We start from the raw sequence: 20,696 nt of genomic DNA, 5'->3' as shown, positions 1-20,696 counted from the left end.
TGTATTTATCCTAAAATTTAAAAACGCATGTTAGTATTATCTCTAACAATATTTATTAACTGGCTATTTTATCTGCCAATTATAAATATTATAAAAATTTAAGAGTTCTTAATTAATTCAGCCCAGTATATAAGTGTAATAAAGATACATATCTTAATTACATATCAAAAAATTATTTTGAGTAGCATACTCAGATAAAATCAATAAAAAAAGCCTCTCACTAAGTGAAAGGCTTCTATTTATTATGTGGTCCCACCTGGACTCGAACCAGGGACCACCTGATTATGAGATGAGAAAAACGAAGTTTCTTTTAGCTTCTTTTGCTTTCTTATATATTGATAATCAACACTTTAACTAAATTTAATTTTCATTAGCTAATATTTGTTTTACCTTAGAACAGTGATTTGTTGTACCTATGTTGTACCCAATTTTTGCTTATGGCGACAATTAAAACTGTTCTAAGAAAGAAAAAATTATCTGACGGTTCGTTCCCAATTTGCTTACGCGTAACCAAAAACAGAAAAACTAAATATTTCTCTACGATATTTAGGTCTATGCCATATGAATGGAATGAAAGTTCAGGCGACTTTAGAAAGAATGCTGAAAATTATATTCAAAGCAATCGGTTATTACTAAAGCTCAAATCTCAAGCCTTTAAAGTTTACACTGCTTTGGAAATTGAAAACAAGCATTTCAGCCTAGACGATTTTGAAAATTGTTATCGTGAGGAGAAAAATCCCGTTCAAAATAATATTTTTAATTTTTGGAATGAGATAGTGGATGAAATGAATATTGCTGGCAGAACTGGAAATGCACGTGTTTATAAAGATGTACTGCATGTTGTAAAACTTTATCATCGAAGTCATCACCTACTCTTCAAGGATGTTACTCCTAGCTTTCTAAATAAATTTGAAGTTTTCTGCCGGGCCCGAGGTGGTACCGATGGTGGTATTGCGATAAAAATGAGAGCGATAAGAGCTATTTATAATTTTGCAATACAACGAAATTTAGCCATAGAAGAGTCATACCCCTTTAAGGATTATAAAATTTCTAAACTAAAAGGAAAAGGATTAAAGAAGGCACTGAGCTTTCCTGAAGTATTGGAAATTATTAAACTGGATTTAAATAAGTATCCGCATTTAACAAACTGTAAACATTACTTCACATTCAGTTTTTATACAAGAGGTATGAACTTCACCGACATGCTTTGGCTTGAATGGAAAAATGTAACTGAAGATCGTATCTATTATACACGTTCAAAAACCAAAGGAAATTTTACAATTAAAATCCTCCCACCTGTTCGTGATATTCTCAACTATTATAAAGAGAGATCTTTAAACACGAAATATGTATTTCCACTACTTTTAAGTGATGATCTTACTTATGCCCAGGTTGCAAATAGAAAGCACAAAACTTTACAACGGTACAATAAAGAATTAAAAGAAATTGCCCAAATATGCAATATCAATAAACCTCTTACTAGTTATGTTGCCAGGCATAGTTTTGCGAACTCCTTAAAGCAAAAAGGAGTGGCCACCGATGTGATTAGTGAGTCTATGGGACATCAAAATCTGGCTATTACCCAAGCTTATCTAAAAGAACTGGATAATTCTGTTTTGGATGAAGCTAGTGAGTTGTTATTATAATAGTTAGAATTATAATCGTAAAAATGAATCCTGTATTAGATAATTACACATTGTCATAACTTAAAACAACTTTCGAAGTAAGAGGTTGTGCTTGGCAGGTTAAAATTAGGCCATTATCTATATCACTGTCAGACAAAATATTATTTTGGAGCATATTGACCTCCCCTTCGGTAAGTTTAGCAATACAACTACTACACACGCCAGATTGGCAAGAATAAGGAACATCAATATCTTCTTCTAATGCAGAGTCCAGTATGTTTTTCTTTTGAGGCATGTTAAAAGAATAATCTTTCCCATCTAATAAAAGTGTGATTTCTGCATTTCCAATAGCTAATGGTTTTAAAGCTTCAATAGGAGTAGCAGATGTGGTAAACAATTCAAAATGAATATTGTCTTTTTCAATACCATGTTTTTGTAATGCTTCGGAAGCGGCTGCTGTCATTGTTTCTGGACCACAAAGATAAAAGAGATCAAGTTCAATATTTTTATATTTATCCTTCACGATATATTCAACTGTATTTTTATCAATACGACCAAATAAAGTATTTTCTTCATCGGATTGACTAAAAACAAACTCTAATTTAAATCGGATAGGATATTTGCTTTTAAGTACAAGTAATTCGGAATAAAAAATGGTATCTCTAGGGGTTTTATTACCATAAACAAGGACAAATGTGCTAAGAGGTTCCTCTTCTAAAACGGTTTTTAAAATACTTATAATAGGCGTAATACCACTTCCAGCAGCAAAAGCTACAATTGTTCTTTTAATAGATCTAATCGGTTCAAATACAAAACGACCTTTTGGCGGAGCTACTTCTAAAACAGTATTAGCTTTTAAAATGTTATTGGCAAAAACCGAAAAACCACCTCCTTTAATCATTTTAACAGCAACTTTTAATTCTCCACTCTTAGGGGAAGCGCATATGGAATAATCTCTAAGGATTTCTTTGCTGTTAATTTCTGTTTTAAGCGTTATATATTGTCCGGCTTTAAATCTAAAAAAATCCTTTAAGTCTTGAGGAATATTAAAATCAATGATAACGGCATTATTCGTGTTTTTATTAATTGCCTTTATATGGAGTGGGTGAAATCTGGACATATGTTATTTTTCTTCGGAGATATACAGACGCTACTAAAAAACCTTAACCCTAATCTTATTTATCCTCAGCTTTGAAACGATATTTGATAAATCAAATAATTAAATGAAACTCAAAATTTTTAGGATAGATTGCCGATTGTGTCTGAAAAATTCTATGAATTATTTAGATTAGGGAATAGGGCTTTTGTTTGGCTAACATCTTGATAATAAAATTTAAATAGGGTTTCTACTATAAACCCTTCAATAAGAAGCTTTGGGATCTATGCTTTTTTCTTTTTCTTCTTTTTAAAAACCTTTCTAATAGTAGGGGAGGTAGTAAACCATAGCGTAAATCCGCTTAATACTGTTATTAACCCAAGAATAGAAAACGCACGCAAAATTATATTGTTAAAATCATCTCTGCCTTCATAATCCATTGTATGGGTCATCCATAAAAAATCAAAAATACGCCAGTCACGATGTCTAATAGTCTGAAATTGGCCATTATTAACCGATATATATGCTTTTAATGCTTCATCATTGGAATAAGAAACAACATATGCTGGCAATTTCCCTACATCCTTTCTTTGGCGAAATTCATGATGCCCTCCAGTCTCTGTTAATATGTCAATTGATGATACTTTTAAATCATCCTTTATTCTTTTTTTTGCGATATAAAGTGCTTCCTCTTGAGTAATTCCATTTTTTGAATCACCTGTTTTAGCATCAAAGAGTTTGCTTTCATTAAGCCAATAGTAGGGCTTATCTGCAATATTTAATAATTCTAATGAAATGATATCTTCGTTTGATTGTAATTCGGCTGGGCTAATCAAATTACTGAATGATGTACGTGTCATCGTTTGATTAAGAAATTGGTCCCCATGAATTTCATCTATATCTGTCCAGCTAAAATAGAGCCCGCTTACAGTCCACATTATGAATTGAATACCAAGAAATAGGCCTAAATATCTATGAGTTTTCCTAATTTTATTTGCCGTGTGTCTATTTACCATAATTTTTAAATAAGAAGGGGACGGTTGGCATAGTTAACAACCGGGTCCCCTTATTTGTTTTTTAATAACCTCTCTTCCTAGTAACCTTGTGTTTGTTCCATTCCAGTTGCTTCCACTTCACTGGCAGGAATTGGACAAATAGTCCTATTATCTGTGGCCAGAATGTCCAAATTAGAGACATCTATTCCGGTGTTCACATGCTCATTAGCTGGACGATTAATATCTTTACCTCTTCGTATATAGTCATATACTCCATGCCCTTCCAATGCAAGCTCTCTTCTTCTTTCTTCTGCAATTCTATTTTTTAATGCTTCACCAGTTTCCGTAACCTGATTAGAAGCAAAATCTGTTGTTCTTTTTTCTATGAGGATATTAAGAAAATTCTGTGCTTCTGTATCTCCCCCTGCACCCTGTGCAGTAGCTTCCGCAGCTATTAAATACATCTCAGAAAGTCTTATCACAGGAATATTGTGAGCACTTAAACCACCTCCTTCGCTACGATTGGTATATTTAACAAAAGCTTGCTGGGTACCTTCTTTATCTTCTTCCAACAACGCAGCCCTTGGGTCACCTTCATATACACTTAACAGGTCCACAAATGTCTGGGTAGCAATTATATCACCCTGACCCCCATCTTTCAAATCAAATTGAGCGCCTAAACCGTTACTTCCAAGAGAGTTCTGGCTGGTGATACTCAATTCAAAAATAGATTCAGAGTTATAATCATCAAAAGCATAGGAATTAATTCCCATAAGATTGTTAGCGCCCCGGACTGCAATCACCTCTTTTGCATACTTAAGGGCGTTCTCCCAATCTTGTTTATATAAATACACTCGGGCTAACAAAGCCGCGACCCCAGTTTTGGTGAGATACTTGGTGCTTCCTTGATCCCAGCTATTCTCTTCTAACAAATCAAAGGAGCTTTGCATATCAAGTATAATCTGGTCATAAGTTGCTCCCAAATCACTCCTTTCTAATACAATCTCTTCTGAAGAAAGCTTTATAGGTAATCCTTGCGAGGAAGCACCGGCTTTTATCCAAGGATAGGCAAAGGTTCTAGCCAAGTCAAAATACACCATCCCCCTGAGACCTAAAGCTTCTCCCAGTATCTCCTGCTTTTTTGCTTCATTACCTAGAGCAGCGTCAATATTGTTTATAATAAGATTTAAATTATTTATAGTTTTAAAAGACTGAATCCACAAATCTTCGCAGCTTCCACTGCTGTTGCTGTTTTCTTCGTACTTATAGCCTATGAGTTCATAATCTCTGGGATTATATGTGGTTTTAACAAATCTAAAATCAGTACCTTTTACGGCTGCCCTTTTATATAAAACCCTTCCCAAATAAGTATTTCTGGATATTTCATTATACGTTCCCGTTAATAATTTATCAAGTTTATCTACCGAATTAAGTACCAGCTTCTCTGAGATAACATGATCTGGCGATTGGTCCAGCACATCTTTACTGCAACCTTGAAGGACTATTAATCCTAAGACTAGAATGCTATTTTTTAATATTTTCATTTGAATGCTTTTTAAGTTCTAAAGTTGTAATTGAAATCCTAATAGGATAGTTCTGGCCGTTGGTACCTGAAAGAAGTTTACTCCATCAACCACAGCTTCAGGATCGTATCCGTCTAGTTCGGTCAATAGAAATAAGTTATCCCCTTGTATGTAAACAGACCCTCCTTTTAGGGTATTCCATAATTTCGGAAGATTATAGCTTAATTTAACATTTCTAAGTTTCAAGTAATCCGAATTATACAAATGTCTTGTAGAAACGTCGTTTGAGAACGTTGGGTTACCATTGATCCTGATAGGCACAGTAGCAGAGGTATTATTTGGATTCCATGGATTCAGTTGAGCAACTGTGTTGGTAAATTGGGGAGCAAACCCGTCATCATCACGCTTAAAAGCGGTGCGGTCATATACCTTTCCCCCTAAACCGAAAGTAAATTGGAAATCGAATGTGAAATTTTTATAGTTAAATTCATTAAAAACACCTCCTTGAAAGTCTTGTAAAGCATTTCCAAAAATTCCAAATCCAGCTTCCTGGGCATTTGTTGTGAGTTCACCAGTTCGTTCTCCATTTTCTAAAACATAATATTGTGCGTAACCATTTGAAGGATCTACACCTGCATAATCCCTTAAATAAAAGGAATATATACTTTCCCCTTCTTTAATAATTAAAGGATTCTGGCCATATCTTGAACTATATGTAGGAACAATATCATTCTTTAACTTGGTAATCTCGTTATCAAGCATGGTAAGGTTAGCACTGGTCCTCCAAGAAAATTCTCCCGTGGCCACCGGACTATACCCAATTTCAAACTCCCATCCTTTATTAACCATCTCCCCGTAGTTCTGCAACTGGGTCGTAAAACCTGTAGTATTTGAAACAGGAACATTTAATAACAAATCTTCAGTTTTTTTATGAAAATAATTAACTGCCAGATCCACTTCACCAAATAGATTGAAATCTACACCAAAATTGAAATTTTTACTTAATTCCCAAGAAAGATCAGGGTTCTGAAGTTGTCCATAAGACAAACCCGATTCTCCACCATATCCCAGTCCATCGGTTTCAAAAAATGCTAGGGCAGCATAATACTGAGGTGGTAAATTTCCGTTTGTTCCATAACTTCCTCTGAATTTTAGATAGTCTAATCCGTCAATATCTAGGAAATTTTCTCCAGTAGCTACCCATGCCCCAGAAACAGACCAAAAGGTTCCCCAACGAGAATCTTTTCCAAACCTTGAGGAGCCATCCCTTCTAAAACTTGTGGAAAAATAGTATTTCTGATCAAAATCATATGAGACTTTAGAGAAATAAGAAAGTAGTGAGTAATTCTCTGAATATCCTGTATGACTCCAAAGTGTACCAATGCTACTTGCTGACAGTAATTCACTATCCAAAACATCATAGCCATAAACATTTATAGAATTCATTTTTGAAACCTGTGATTCTTGACCTAACAAGACATCGAAACCATGTTTTCCGAAGTCCTCATTGTAGTTTAAAATATTGGTAATTGTGTATTGAAATACTTCACTCTTCACACGATTGAGAACACCGTTCCAAATTCCCCCACCAGCACCAAATTCTTTGTTATCATATAATGTTTCATCAATCGCTTGCTGATCTACACCAAAAGTAGTTTTAAAACTAAGCGGTTCAATAATTTGAAATTTAGCATAAGCATCACCCCTTACACGAAACTCAGTATTTTCATATTTCCCTACTTTTAAAATACCTATAGGATTGGCATTTTTTTCAATATCGTTTGGCAGGTTTGCAAAACCTCCATACCCTTCTGGATCATAAATAGCAGCAGCAGGAGGAAGAACTCGAGCCATATATAATGGATTGAGACCTCCGGCATAGGAACCATCAAAATTCGCAGTGTTCCGTTCTGTTTTTGAAACTGAAAGATTAACACCAATGGTTAACCAGTCCTTTGCTTCATTCTCAAGATTGATTCTCCCCGAGTAACGCTTCAGGTCTGTCTCTATAATTGTACCAGTTTGGTCCAGATAATTTCCAGAAATGTAAAAGGAAGTTTTTTCATTTCCCCCTCTTGCAGATAAATTATATTCTGTTCTTAAACCATCTTGGTAAATAGCATCCAGCCAATCTGCATTTGCATTGGTGTTTCCATAAATCCCCTCATAATCGCTTACAGACTGATTTTGGTAACCATTATAAAGAGTATTGTCTCCATACACTCTGCTAAATTCAGCATTTTCATTATTTTGGATATATTGGTTTATTTGACCTTCTATCCAAAGATCTTTAAACTGTTGGTTATTGATAAGTTTCTCTTCTGTTAGATTCTGGCTCCAGCCTGTCTCAACTCCAAGGGTAATTTCTGTTTCCCCATTCTTCCCATCTTTAGTGGTTATAATTATAACTCCATTGGCAGCACGTGATCCATACAAGGAGGAAGCTGCAGCATCTTTAAGTACAGTGATACTTTCTATATCTTCTGAATTAATAGTGGATAAAGGGTTGTATCCAGTTGTTCCAACCATATCGTCCCCAGCTCTCAAATTTGAATTGGTATTTATAACTACTCCATCTAAAACATATAGAGGTTGAGTATTCCCGCTAATAGAACCAATACCCCGTATTTGAACATTAGACCGTCCACCAGGCTGGCCTGAAGAAGAAACATTAATACCCGAAACTTTACCCTGTAAGGCTGTTTCAAAACTAGCCGATGAGCTCCGGGTGAGCGCTTCGCTTTTTACCGTTTCTGCCGCTCCGGTAAAACTTCGTTTATCTGAAGACCCATAGGCAACGACCATCACCTCAGTTAGAGATTCTGCAGACATTTCCATGTTTACATCAATTACATTGCCGGCTCCCACAGTGCGGTTTACAATTTTCTTTCCAATGAAAGTAAAATTGAGTATGTCTCCCACGTTAGCCAGTAATGAATATTTACCGTCGAAATCGGTTTGGGTTCCACTCTGGGTGTCTTTAATGGATACATTTACACCTGGCATTGGGAGCCCATTCTCATCCATTACAGTACCAGAAATTGTTTTTTCTTGTGCAATGACCACTTGCACGATTAACACTAAGAATAGCGTCAAAATTGTTCGTAATTTATTTTTCATAAATATTCGATTTTAGATAATTATTTTCTGTACTAACTTTTCAATGTATGAAAATGAAATTCATAATAACATGTTAAACTTGGCACAAATCAAACTTAACATTATTTTTGATACTAAATAAGACTAACTTAGTTAATTATTGATACTTATGAGTAATCAAATAGAATTAAGACATCTTCGATATTTTTTAGCAGTTGCTGAAGATTTACATTTTAGAAAAGCTGCAGAACGATTATTCATTTCTCAGCCCGGATTGAGTAGACAAATAAAACAAATGGAAGATGATCTGGGAATCCAATTATTTGAACGACACAATAGAAAAGTAAAATTGACACGTGTAGGAGAATATCTGAAATTAGAAATAACAAAAAATTTAAAAAATTTAAATCAAATAATTAATCATGCCAAATTACTCCAAAAAGGTATGGAAGGCAGTTTGACTATAGGTTATGTAGGATCTGCAATACAAAAAATCATTCCAGTATTATTATTGAAATTTAAAGAGAGATCTCCAAATATTAATTTTGTTCTCAAAGAAATGGATAATCAGAAACAAGTAGAAAATTTACTTCTACAAAATATTGATTTAGGCTTTGTTAGATTAGAGAGCGTACCCCTAAATCTTAGTATTAGATCTGTTTTAATAGAAACTTTCTGCTTAGTTCTTCCTAAAGATCATCCAATTGATAGCTCAAATTTCAAAAGTTTATCTCAATTTAAAGATGAATTTTTCATATTGTTTGACCCTATATTTAGTCCTTCATATTATGAAAAAGTAATGCGAATTTTTGACGATAATGGTTTTACTCCAAAAGTTTCTCATAGTACAATACATGCTAATTCTATTTTTAAGCTTATTGAAAATAATTTTGGACTTTCTATTATACCAAAATCATTACAATTGCCATATTATGAAAATGTCAAATTTATTGAATTAATAGATATTCCTCAGAGAACAACCTTATCTGTTGTATGGGACAAGAAAAACACAAATCCTATATTAGATGATTTTCTAAAATTACTTTAGAATAAAATTGGAAGCTTCCTTATAAAAAAATCCAGACTGAGTCATCTAGTTATCAAAGAAGAATATCCTTTAGGTAATTCGACTCAGAGCATCGAGATATTAGACCCCAAATCTCGCTAAAAAAGCGGAATTAGTTCAACTAATAATTTTTGAATTCATAGCCTCACTATTTTCCAACATTGAGTTTCACTAAAAAAAATTATTAATTGTTGTTAATACATTTTTATTTAGAAAGTATTTGAATTGCATTTATGAAAACCTGAAATATTTCACTGAGCTTCTTGAATTAATTATGCTTTAAAATAATTTATTTAAAATAGTATCTTCAACCAGATTTGGAAGTGTGACTTTTAAATTTGGGGATCTTTTCATTTCCCGTTTAATAGCAAAAGTAGCTTCCTTATTTCTGGCCCAACTTCTACGTGCTATTCCATTATTAACATCATAAAATAACATATTCTTTAAATTTGCTTCAGCTTCTCCTGTACCATCTAATACCATTCCGAATCCTCCATTTATTACTTCTCCCCAACCTACTCCTCCACCATTGTGAATAGACACCCAAGTTGCGCCTCTAAAGCTATCGCCAATCACATTATGAATGGCCATATCTGCAGTAAATTTACTTCCATCATAAATATTAGAAGTTTCACGATAAGGTGAATCCGTTCCACTTACATCATGATGATCTCTTCCTATAACTACAGGCCCCATTTTTCCAGATGCAATGGCATTATTAAATGCTTCTGCAATTCTTAAACGACCTTCTGCGTCTGCATATAATATACGTGCTTGTGAACCAACAACCATTTTATTTTTTTTGGCATTTTTGATCCATATAATATTATCTTGCATTTGCAATTGAATCTCTTCTGGAGAATTTTCCATAATGTCTTGCAATACTGTTGCAGCTATTTTATCTGTAGTGTCTAAATCTTCTGATTTTCCTGAAGTACAAACCCAACGGAACGGCCCAAAACCATAGTCAAAAAACATTGGGCCTAAGATGTCTTGAACATAGGACGGGTATTTAAAATCGATATTATTCGCTGCCATTACATCTGCACCTGCTCTGGAAGCTTCCAATAGAAACGCATTCCCATAATCGAAGAAATAGGTGCCTTTTGCTGTATGTTTATCTATAGCGGCTGCATGTCTTCTTAGAGATGCCTGCACTTTATCTTTAAACAAAACTGGTTCTTCACGAATCATCCGATTAGATTCTTCATAAGACACATCTACAGGATAATATCCTCCTGTCCATGGAATATGCAAAGAGGTTTGATCTGAACCAATATGAATATAAATGTTTTCTTCATAAAAACGTTCCCAGATCTCAACCACATTCCCTATATAGGCAATGGAAACAACTTGATTATCCCTTTGCGCTTGTTTTGCTTTATCAACTAGTTTATCCATATCATCAATTAGGACATCTACCCAACCTTGTTTATGTCTTTTGGTTGCTGCCTTCGGATTAATTTCAGCGCAAATGGTAATACAATTGGCAATGTTTCCTGCTTTTGGTTGTGCACCGCTCATTCCTCCTAATCCGGAAGTCAAGAAGATTTTTCCATTTGGCTTTTCATCTTTTGGCAAGATTTGTCGAAATGCATTCATTACAGTTATCGTGGTTCCATGAACAATTCCTTGTGGACCAATATACATAAATGAGCCTGCAGTCATTTGTCCGTATTGCGAAACGCCCAGCGCATTAAATTTTTCCCAGTCATCTGGTTGCGAATGATTGGGTATTACCATACCATTAGTAACCACAACTCTAGGAGCGCTCTTTGATGAGGGAAATAATCCCATTGGATGTCCAGAATATAAGTGCAATGTCTGTTCATCGTTCATAGTAGCTAAATACTGAACTGTCAAAAGATATTGTGCCCAATTTTGAAAAACCGAACCATTACCTCCGTATGTAATCAATTCTTCAGGGTGCTGTGCCACTTCTGGATCAAGATTGTTATGAATCATTAATATAATAGCTCTGGCTTGTAAAGATTCCCCCGGATATTCAGCAATATCTCTTGCATAAATTTGATAATTAGGTTTAAATCGATACATATAAATACGACCATAATTGATCAATTCTTGGGCAAATTCAGCTGCCAATTCTTGATGCCAATCTTTAGGAAAGTATCTTAACGCATTTCTAATTGCTAATTGTTTTTCATTAGTAGATAAAATATCTTTTCGCCTAGGTGCTCTATTTATATTCTTAGCGTATGCCTTTTTTATAGGCAGACTATTTGGTATTCCTTGCAGAATTTTTTCTTGAAATGTCATATTTTAAGTAATTTATCTTACAATAAAAGATCGATTTTTAACCAAATCAATCATATTATCAATGTCATATTTTAATATTCTATCATCATCTAACTTATTTACGCTACTTCGTACAATTGCAAAATTTTCTTCTATAATTTTTGAAAATGTATTGGGCCTTCTAAATTCCATAGCTTGTACAGCAAACATCAATTCTATTGCTAGTATCTTCTCTATATTTTCTAAAATCTGATTTAGTTTACGTCCTGAAATACTCCCCATGGATACGTGATCTTCTTGCCCCAAAGATGTTGGAATACTATCAGCAGAAGCTGGGAAACACAATGATTTATTTTCTGATGCTAATGCGGCTGTAGTATATTGGGGAATCATGTAACCCGAATTTAATCCTTCATTTTCCGTAAGCAATCTTGGCAAACCATACTTGCCTTCTAATAGTAAATAACATCGTCTATCTGAAATATTCCCTAATTCTGAAGCCGCCAATGAGACATAATCGATGGCCATTGCCAAGGGTTGTCCGTGAAAATTGCCACCAGATATAGCTTCGGTTTCACTTAACACAATCGGGTTATCTGTAACAGAATTCATTTCTATTCCTGCCAATTCCTTTAGGTGATCATAAGCATTTCTAGAGGCGCCATGTACTTGGGGCATACAACGAATTGAATAAGGATCCTGTACCCGGTTGCACTCCAAATGGCTTTCTATATTCTGTGAATCTTTAAGCAATTTCCGAATTCTCTTGGCTACTTTTAAATTCCCTTGAAAAGGACGAATTTCATGCAATGCTTTATTAAACGGAGCAGCACTACCTTGAAACCCTTCTAAACTCATAGTCCCTGACACATCTGCTAAATCTAATAAGTATTCCATTTTATCAAGCGCTTTGATAGCATGCGCTAAAATAAATTGTGTTCCGTTTATTAGTCCTAGACCTTCTTTAGCCTCTAATTGTAATGGTATCAATCCGTGAGATGATAAGACTTCTTTGGCAGAACAAATATTATCCTCAATCCAAAAATCACCTTCTCCTATTAAAGGCAAAAATAAGTGCGATAGTGGTGCCAAATCACCTGAAGCACCTACCGAGCCTTGTTCTGGTACTACTGGGAGTAAATCATTTTCTATAAAATATATAATGCGCTCAATCAAGCTAAGCCGCACTCCAGAATACCCTTGACATAATGCATGTACTTTACAAATCATCATAATTTTTGATAATTCTTTATCAATTGGCTTACCTACCCCAACAGCATGACTTATCAATAAATTTTCTTGTAACTTTTGAGTTTTTTCTGGAGCAATTTGTGTATCACACAACGGACCAAATCCAGTATTAATACCATATACTGCTTTATTGCCCTTGGCCATTACTTCTACTTTTCTTCTACATGAATTTACTCTATCAATAGCAGTATTTGTTAAACTCCCTTTCAAAGCACCATTGGCTATATCTTTTACTTTTTTTATAGTTAGAATGTCAACTCCATATTTAAACATATCATATCAAAATTAATTTAGAACAAAGTAATTCAATTTTTCCATACGTTTTAGGACTAATATTATGAATAATTGATAACTATAAGGTATCAATTTAAAAAACTGACCTTTTTTGTTTTTTGATTTTTTAAATGAATATTGCTATATTAGTATGCTTGTATTAATCAATCGATCTTAAACTTCATTTGAGGAATGATACCAATAATTAGACTAGAATTAGAAATTTTAGTAGGTCTTACTATGCTGCAAATTAAAATCCTAAAAGTCCACACAATAAAAATATCCGGTCCTTTAATTTAAACTTAGTTAGCGGTGCTGATATTTTTTAAATTGCAGAGGAAGTATTAATATCGAAGTTCTCTATTTTAAAAACTCCCTGAAATTTTCATTTGTAATTACTTTTACTTCTGTATTATAAGCTTCCACAAACGTTTTAGGGATTTTCACTTTGCTTTTTGGATTCCACTTTATTTCAATACCAGTAATTGTCCCCGCATCCTCCTCTACATAATCAATTTCTTGCTGCTGCACGGTTCTCCAAAAATAGGCTTTGGCTAATGAACCATTGTAGGCATTGTGCTTCAATCGTTCTGCTATTAAAAAATTTTCCCAAAGATTGCCTTTGTCCTGACGAACTTCTAAAGGATTTAAATCTCCAATAATCATGTTTCTAACACCAGTATCATAAAAATATATTTTTTGATTGGTCTTGATCTCGTTACGTAAATTCTTACTAAAACTTGGAAGTTTGAAAACCACATATGCTTGGCATAATAAGTCTATATAATTCGAAACAGTTTTTTTATCTATTCCTAATAGCTGTGCTAATTCATTATAACTTACCTCGCTTCCTATTTGAAAAGCCAAAGCGCGTAATAATTTTTCAAGGATTTCAGGCTTTCTAATTCCACCATAACTAAGAAGATCTTTGTACAAGTAACTATCTGTTAATTGCTTTAGAATTTCTTTTTCATCTCCAAAATTATTAATAACATCTGGGTACATCCCATAAATAACTCGTAGCTCAAGCTGTTGTTCAGCTTTAAGGTACCCAACGTTCGATTCGAATTCACCCCAAGAAATAGGATAAAGCTGATATTCCCATTTTCTTCCGGTTAATGGTTCTTGTGTCTGGTTATTTAACTCGAAGGCAGATGAGCCGCTCACAAGTAATTGAACAGATTGAAGTTGATCTGTAATGAGTTTTAGTGTTAGCCCTATGTTATCAATCCGCTGCGCTTCATCTATGAACACAATTTTATTGTTCCCAATAATATTTTTGAGTTGTTCTAAATTCGGGTTGGAGATTAATTTTCTCACGGTTGGATCATCACCATTCAAAAAGAGATATTCTTTTCCTTCCAGTAACTTATTGAAAAGTGTAGTTTTACCAACTTGACGTGGACCAATTAATAGAATTGCTTTGCCGGTTCCAAAACGGTTTATAATCTTCTTTTCTAAATCTCTTTTAATCATCTTTAGGGAATGTAATCCCCAAATATACTATTTTTTAAGGATTGTAATCCCCAAATATCAAATTAACATGTGTTATTGAAGATTTATGAACTGATTTAACCTTGGGGTAACTTCGTGAATAAAGTAATCCTCACCAAACATAATCTCTTTTGTTCATTGTTTTGCACTGTTCAGTGACAATGAACACTAAAATATAATGAACGTTTGTGTTCATTAAACATTTATCTGATTATTTTTTGAGAGAATTTGAATAAATGAAAAGTCTTGGTTTAGAGACTTTTTAAAAGTTTATAAGGATCAAAATCTCTAAAAAGCTCATCCTCCTTTTGGCTTAGAGGATCCAACCAGTCAGCTTTTCTTAAACCAAATGATATCTGTTCTTTTGTTTCATCTGATAGTTCAACTTTCTTTTCATACTCATTCAAAAAAGTCCGCAGTTTATTAGCTTCATGCCAGAGATCAGACTTTTGTTTTATTAAAGATAGCATTGAGATTTCTTCCTTTTGCAACTTTTCTATTTCTTCCTGCTTTTTCTTTTCAACAGCTTCCTTTTTTAATCGAATTTCATTTTCCCTATGCCATTCCCGTTTTTCCTTCGCTATATCTTCCAAATATTTAATAATGAGTGGTAATTTTTCCGCAAGAGTTTTACTTGTAGTCTCCTGCCATTCTTTTCCAGAATATTCTCCAGCTAAAAAACTAAGAAGACCAATAGATTCTAATTTACTGCTTCGGTATCCTGAATTTTCAATCTCGTAAATTCTTTTTGACCTTTCCCTCATTCTAATAGCAAATTCGATCCCTTCAATAACTACATATGAGTTTCCATAACAGAATAGAAAATAATGTCCCCTAGCCTTCATCACGGTAATAAAAGTGTTTAGAAAACATAAAGCTCTTTTATATGGCTTTTCAGAAGCAGTGACTGAAATTCTTCCGTAGTCATATCTTTTAGTATAATTCCAAACATTATTAACAACCGGATGTAATTTCGGATTATCCGAAAGCATTTCCATAATGATCGGATCAGGATTTTTAGGTATTCTTTTGGGAACTTCTAAATCAAAGATCTTATGATCATCATTTATAGTCTTCAGCTTTTCTGCAGGTTTAAAATTTTTTGAATTTTCGCTAGTTCGAATCTGCAGCTCTACATCATCCGCATCTGGCATGTTTGGCAATTTTGGTTTGCTAATCGCTTTTCCATATTTTCTTTTCATCCAGTAGCCATTAGGGGGTAAAGGGATTTTGTGTTTTTCACAAATACTTTTAAATTCTTGGTAGGTTAAGGAATAGCTCTTACAAAACCATACAATACTCTTCTCCCAACATAAATCAAAAAACTCCTCTCTTGAAAACTTATTTCTCATAATATTGATGATTTACTCATGTCTAAAATATTCAAAATCAACATAACTTTTTTCACTATTATCATCACCAATCTTTAGGAGCTGGATCAGAAGTCATAATTGAAATTAGAATGTTACTATTTCATAGCCCCTCATCTACCATAACTTACCTGCGCGTGGATCCTGTGCTGTTTTTATAGCGTTCGGGAAGATAAGCGTTAAGTAAAAACAGCATAGGGCGCATTGCTATTTTTGGTTTATATGATTATTTTTTTTATTTAAACCAAGACGGTATTTTAAAACAACTTTGTTATTTATAGAAATCGGGATGCGTATCGTCCTCTTCATAGGCTTTCTTTTCAAGATATCGGAACTTATTTTTGGGGTCTGCCAATTTTATAAGATCAAGCAATATTTTAAGCGTTGGCTCTAAACTTTCTCGTTCCATTTTGCGCAACAATACTTCAAGCGCATCCATTCGTTATTAAAAATATTTAGCAATCTATAATTGGTAAGAGGGAAAGGTTCGAAGGGAGAGATGAAATTGTGGTCAAAAAAATCCAACATCGCTTCTAAGGTTTCGGTATAATTTACCTCATTTTCTATGGCGTGTTTTTTAAAGCGTTCCACCGTTTCAGTATGGAAGTTAATTCGGGAGAAATTCCTGCTCATGGTATTTATTTTTTAAAGATTAGGATAATTGGTTGTACTGTTTATAGGGACTGCCAAGCATTTACTGTAAAAGGTATCATGAGGTGGTTCGTGCAGAATCCTAGATTAAATCATAAATCACTGTAAATCAAATACTTATTATAAAATGAGAACAACCTAACAACGCGCAGCGTGTTATCCTCTTGCTTCTCATTTTCCTTCGTTTACAACTCATGAAAAAGAGAACTAAAAACCTCCATGTTGAAAAATGAAGTTTTCAATTTTGAGCACATTTTATTTTATATTAGTCTGTTCAAGATTACTGTTTTCAAAAGAGGTGCAGCGAAGGTACTCAGAAGGGGAAATTCCAGCCCGGGCCTCTCTTTTTTGGAGCAACTTTTTCTCGTAAATCGAGCAGCGTATCTGGATGTATTCCCGTTTCATTTTTTCTTTTAAAATCTTTGCAACCTCCGGGAGCAAAGCAAGATTGTCATGACAATGACACATCTTGCTTTGCTTCTCCAAATGAAATTCTCCCTTTGGGCGTTCACCGGAGTTTTTTAATTTTGTTAGTCAATTCTTTTTCTTTTCTAATTGAGATCAGTTGCTCATTCAGATCCTTATAACCTATGTAACATTTACTTTTATCCTTCACATTGGAATATCAATCGGTTAGTTCCTTAGAATTAATTCTTCCCGGCTCATCATGATCCAAATACAAATCAACTTCCTTATAATTTTCAAACAATTCCGAAACTGCTTGTAAAAAAGAGAGCGAGTTTAAAACAATCACATCGGAGCTTTTTAGTGCCTCTGGAAATAACTCAGCCATGGATAAAAGATCAAACATCCCTTCCAAAACTATCATTTGCTCTGAATGCTTGTTCAAATAGGTATAGGCTTTGGGAGAACTGGAGATTTTAAAAAATTTGTTGCGAAGTTCCCAACCTCCATCTTTATTTTGAAGACCGATGGAGAAACAGGATTTCCCCTCAATTTGATAAGTAACTTCTTTGCAGTACAAGTTTGCTGTTTGTATCGAAATCATTCTAGCTTTCAAATATTGAATCAACGCCAAATGTTGGATGGGTTTCACTTCTATAATTTCAATATTGGGACTTGTTTCCTTTTTTATGATGTGCTGCTGAAAAAAAAAGAAGTCCTTTTCTTTACTTAGAAGATCTAGTGCTTCTTTAACTGAACAGTTTTTCATCACCAGAACCAAATCAAGCCCGTTTCCGCCTGTTCCTAGTCCATGGTCATACCATTTGTTCAAAAGCAAAGAAACCTTGAAAGAGGCCTGCGTTTCTGACCGAAGGGGACTCAGAAACCAGGCTTCTTTCTCCGTAGTCCTGCTTGGAAAGTGCCCGAAGCTTGCCAGCGTTTTTACGATGGAAAGATTTCGGGCTCTTTCGCAGGTTATCCGTGAAAATTCTTTTTTTTTCATTAGCATTATTTTTCCAAATACATCTAAATAAAATTATACCTACTCATCACTGTTTTTTTTGATGAGAAAACGATGAGCGATCAAACCCTTGGTATCACTAGTCCTATTCTTTATCTCTCATCATTCATCAAAAAAAGAGATACCTATAAGCATTTCTCCTCCACTTATTTCTCAAAATATCAAAAATGATGAAAACCTTAAAACAACATCCATAAAAAAAGGCTCTTCAAGGTTATCAACCGCTCATCAGATATCGTTCAGTTTTTCGCTAAAATTCTTGGATAAAAATGATTTTCTTACTGTATAGTATCTCCCAACGGCATCAATCAATCCCAAACCTCCATCTTGCCAAATGATCATTTTTTTGTAGGTTAGTGAATTGTCCTGATTAATTAGTTTCCAATCTTTTTTGAGAATTTGTCGCAAATGGGTCAGATCAGTTTTAACCCGTGTACGGCTCAAGACTTGCAGCGCATCTAATGGACAAAGGTCTATTTCATCCACCTCAAAAGTTTCCATCGCGCTTAAGATCATACTGGCCAGTTCCTTTTCTACTCTGTTTCGATTATTTTGCATTAGATTTACCAATGCCTCGGTTTTAATTTCTTCGGCAGAAAACCACATGCGTGTTTTATGCTTGGTAACTAACTGGCGATTCTGTAAAAAATTTAAAAATGCTGGTATTTCTGTCTCTAAATGATCTAAAAAATTGGTTTCTTCTTTTTTGAGGGAAGGAATTTTTAGAACCCAAAAACGGGTTTCATCGCTATCGATCTTAATAAAATTATCTTCGTTATTGCTGCAGAGAATGAACTTTCCAAAGAATTCCACTTCCCGCTTATCCTTTCCTTTAGCCTCCAGTTTATTAAAATTGGTGGTGCTCAAATATTTAATTCGCTCTGTAAGCTCTTCCTTATTGAACAGGACTTCATCTATACAGATCAGTAATTTATTAGTCCAATCTGAATTAAACTGACTGCTAAAATCATCATTGTTCAAATATGTGAGATTGTTTTCAAAAATGGTTTTTAACCATTTAAGGAAGGTTGTTTTACCCGTAACCCTTTCTTTCGAAACTAAACATAAAATTGGCAAAACCTGAGTAGGCTTGGAATATAATAATTGTAAATAGTCTAGCCCTAATTCGAATTGCTTCCCAAAAATGTGTTTTAACAATTGCAACGAATAATCGACCTTTCCTTCCTTTGGATTATTGGATAAGGGACTATAGGTATTGTAAAATCCATAGAGTTCTTGTTTAAAATCATGATGGCTTGGGATGCACGCAAAGCCATCGAATTTTTTGATATTTCCTATAAAATCTTTACCATGATCAGTCCTAAGAGCTTCGATCTTCCAAGGAACTATGATTTTATTGAAATTTCCTGAGATTGATGGCACATGTACTATTTTATAATAGCAAGTACCCACGCGGATGTAAGAAGTCTTTTTCATCTTGGACGGTGTTTTCGAATTATTTTCTGTTTGATAGTAGCTTCTTATTAAACTCCTTTTCAAGAAACTCATCGGAAAGATTTGGTTCTCCAAGAAGCCAAGCATCAATCCTTTCTTTATCAAAAAACTTCTGCCTGATGTTTGGATTGTTTCCGGTTGGGATCAGCTTTAAATGGGTAAGCTTGTAGATTTTGCTTTTGGAAAGTCCAGTATATTGTGCTAGATCTTCCACGTTCAAGATTTTCTTGTTGGAGGCTAAGAGGCCCTTAATATCTTTAAGTAGATCCTCAACTCTTTTGTTTTCATCCATAATTATTAATTTTTAGTTTATGGAACAAACTACCTGAGAAGAATGAAATTAAATCTTGACAAATGAAATTTTAACTACATTAAAAATAAAAACTTGAATAATTTTTAATAAATCAATGAATTTATTGATTAATCAATAATGTAGCATTTCGAAGAAATGATATGATACTAGTTGCTACAAAATGAAAATTTTATTGATCGGTAATCCAAAATATTAATTTGAAACGAAGAAAATTGACATCACTTCATAATCAGAAGCAATAGTCTTAAGAATATTAGGAAAATAATTGAATCCTCTGTACTTGAATAAACACAGAAATTAAGATTGAAGTCTAAAAAGGAATCAACAACGTGAGAAAGTCGGAAAAAGATAATGTTGTTTAAAGTGCTCTATACTTTCTCTTACTCGAGATAAAAGATTTATGACCTCCAACCCGGCTTATACATTCTCAACATTTAGAATAAATTATTCCAACAAAGCATCTGCTTTTCCAATTAAAAATAACAGAAATAAAATAGAAAAGTTTTTGCCAAAAATAATGTTGTACCTATGTTGTACCCACCTCCAACAAAGAAGGCTCCCGATCTCTCGGAAGCCTTGTCTTTACTAGTGTGGTCCCACCTGGACTCGAACCAGGGACCACCTGATTATGAGTCAGGTGCTCTAACCAGCTGAGCTATAGGACCGGCTCAATAGGTATAATGAGGGCGCAAATTTATGTAATTGCTTTTTAGTGAACAAGCATTTTTTAAAGAATGTTTAATAGCACCCTTCAGTACAAACACTAATACATTTAGGTTCAGCATCAAACCAAGAAAATCAAT

General features: G+C 34.1%; 15 protein-coding genes and 1 tRNA gene. 2 read left to right on the top strand and 14 right to left on the bottom strand.

Annotated elements, in window-relative coordinates; all coding sequences use genetic code 11:
* Positions 1-437 precede the first annotated feature (437 nt).
* Complete coding sequence (locus I130_RS05945; RefSeq protein ID WP_034920434.1) at positions 438-1,646, top strand: site-specific integrase; 1,209 nt, start codon at positions 438-440, stop codon at positions 1,644-1,646.
* A 43-nt stretch (positions 1,647-1,689) separates the two neighbouring features.
* Here the strand turns inward: I130_RS05945 and I130_RS05940 are convergent, their stop codons facing one another.
* The 4 genes from I130_RS05940 to I130_RS05925 form a co-directional block, all read right to left on the bottom strand.
* Positions 1,690-2,745 carry a 2Fe-2S iron-sulfur cluster-binding protein gene (locus I130_RS05940; RefSeq protein WP_034920433.1) on the bottom strand — a complete coding sequence of 352 codons (1,056 nt, stop codon included), beginning with the start codon at positions 2,743-2,745 and terminating at the stop codon, positions 1,690-1,692.
* Between the two features lie 260 nt (positions 2,746-3,005).
* Positions 3,006-3,737 carry a PepSY domain-containing protein gene (locus I130_RS05935; protein ID WP_034920432.1) on the bottom strand — a complete coding sequence of 244 codons (732 nt, stop codon included), beginning with the start codon at positions 3,735-3,737 and terminating at the stop codon, positions 3,006-3,008.
* Between the two features lie 77 nt (positions 3,738-3,814).
* Positions 3,815-5,260, bottom strand: a complete 1,446-nt coding sequence (locus I130_RS05930) for a RagB/SusD family nutrient uptake outer membrane protein (protein ID WP_034920431.1) — start codon at positions 5,258-5,260, stop codon at positions 3,815-3,817.
* A gap of 18 nt (positions 5,261-5,278) precedes the next feature.
* The gene (locus tag I130_RS05925; protein ID WP_083932868.1) at positions 5,279-8,359 is read right to left on the bottom strand and encodes a SusC/RagA family TonB-linked outer membrane protein; all 3,081 of its coding nucleotides are present in this window, start codon (positions 8,357-8,359) and stop codon (positions 5,279-5,281) included.
* A gap of 148 nt (positions 8,360-8,507) precedes the next feature.
* On the opposite strand from I130_RS05925, the gene I130_RS05920 reads away from it, so the two are divergent.
* Positions 8,508-9,386 carry a LysR family transcriptional regulator gene (locus tag I130_RS05920; protein WP_034920426.1) on the top strand — a complete coding sequence of 293 codons (879 nt, stop codon included), beginning with the start codon at positions 8,508-8,510 and terminating at the stop codon, positions 9,384-9,386.
* Between the two features lie 297 nt (positions 9,387-9,683).
* Here the strand turns inward: I130_RS05920 and I130_RS05915 are convergent, their stop codons facing one another.
* From I130_RS05915 to I130_RS05880, 10 genes are all read right to left on the bottom strand, one after another.
* Positions 9,684-11,681: a urocanate hydratase gene (locus tag I130_RS05915; protein WP_034920425.1), complete on the bottom strand. Its 1,998-nt coding sequence runs from the start codon at positions 11,679-11,681 to the stop codon at positions 9,684-9,686.
* A 12-nt stretch (positions 11,682-11,693) separates the two neighbouring features.
* Complete coding sequence (gene hutH, locus I130_RS05910; RefSeq protein WP_034920423.1) at positions 11,694-13,184, bottom strand: histidine ammonia-lyase; 1,491 nt, start codon at positions 13,182-13,184, stop codon at positions 11,694-11,696.
* Between the two features lie 360 nt (positions 13,185-13,544).
* Positions 13,545-14,660 (bottom strand): ATP-binding protein, encoded by a 1,116-nt coding sequence (locus I130_RS05905; protein WP_034920420.1) that lies wholly within the window; start codon positions 14,658-14,660, stop codon positions 13,545-13,547.
* A gap of 269 nt (positions 14,661-14,929) precedes the next feature.
* The gene (locus I130_RS05900; protein WP_034920417.1) at positions 14,930-16,030 is read right to left on the bottom strand and encodes a hypothetical protein; all 1,101 of its coding nucleotides are present in this window, start codon (positions 16,028-16,030) and stop codon (positions 14,930-14,932) included.
* A gap of 408 nt (positions 16,031-16,438) precedes the next feature.
* Positions 16,439-16,681 (bottom strand): BfmA/BtgA family mobilization protein, encoded by a 243-nt coding sequence (locus tag I130_RS16425; RefSeq protein WP_232224031.1) that lies wholly within the window; start codon positions 16,679-16,681, stop codon positions 16,439-16,441.
* Between the two features lie 273 nt (positions 16,682-16,954).
* On the bottom strand, positions 16,955-17,104 hold the full coding sequence (locus I130_RS16985) for a plasmid mobilization protein (RefSeq protein WP_410503375.1): 150 nt from the start codon (positions 17,102-17,104) through the stop codon (positions 16,955-16,957).
* A 220-nt stretch (positions 17,105-17,324) separates the two neighbouring features.
* On the bottom strand, positions 17,325-18,107 hold the full coding sequence (locus I130_RS05895) for a toprim domain-containing protein (RefSeq protein WP_232224030.1): 783 nt from the start codon (positions 18,105-18,107) through the stop codon (positions 17,325-17,327).
* 246 nt (positions 18,108-18,353) lie between these two features.
* Positions 18,354-19,562 (bottom strand): primase-helicase family protein, encoded by a 1,209-nt coding sequence (locus I130_RS05890; protein WP_034920414.1) that lies wholly within the window; start codon positions 19,560-19,562, stop codon positions 18,354-18,356.
* Positions 19,563-19,581: 19 nt separating this feature from the next.
* Positions 19,582-19,872 carry a helix-turn-helix transcriptional regulator gene (locus I130_RS05885; protein ID WP_051119620.1) on the bottom strand — a complete coding sequence of 97 codons (291 nt, stop codon included), beginning with the start codon at positions 19,870-19,872 and terminating at the stop codon, positions 19,582-19,584.
* Between the two features lie 612 nt (positions 19,873-20,484).
* Positions 20,485-20,558 (bottom strand) — tRNA-Ile (locus I130_RS05880).
* Positions 20,559-20,696: the final 138 nt, after the last annotated feature.

Origin of the sequence: Gillisia sp. CAL575 (assembly GCF_000403785.1) — a bacterium.
Lineage (GTDB): Bacteria > Bacteroidota > Bacteroidia > Flavobacteriales > Flavobacteriaceae > Gillisia.
Note: the sequence above shows the minus strand (reverse complement) of the source record. Positions and strands in the feature narration are given on the sequence as shown.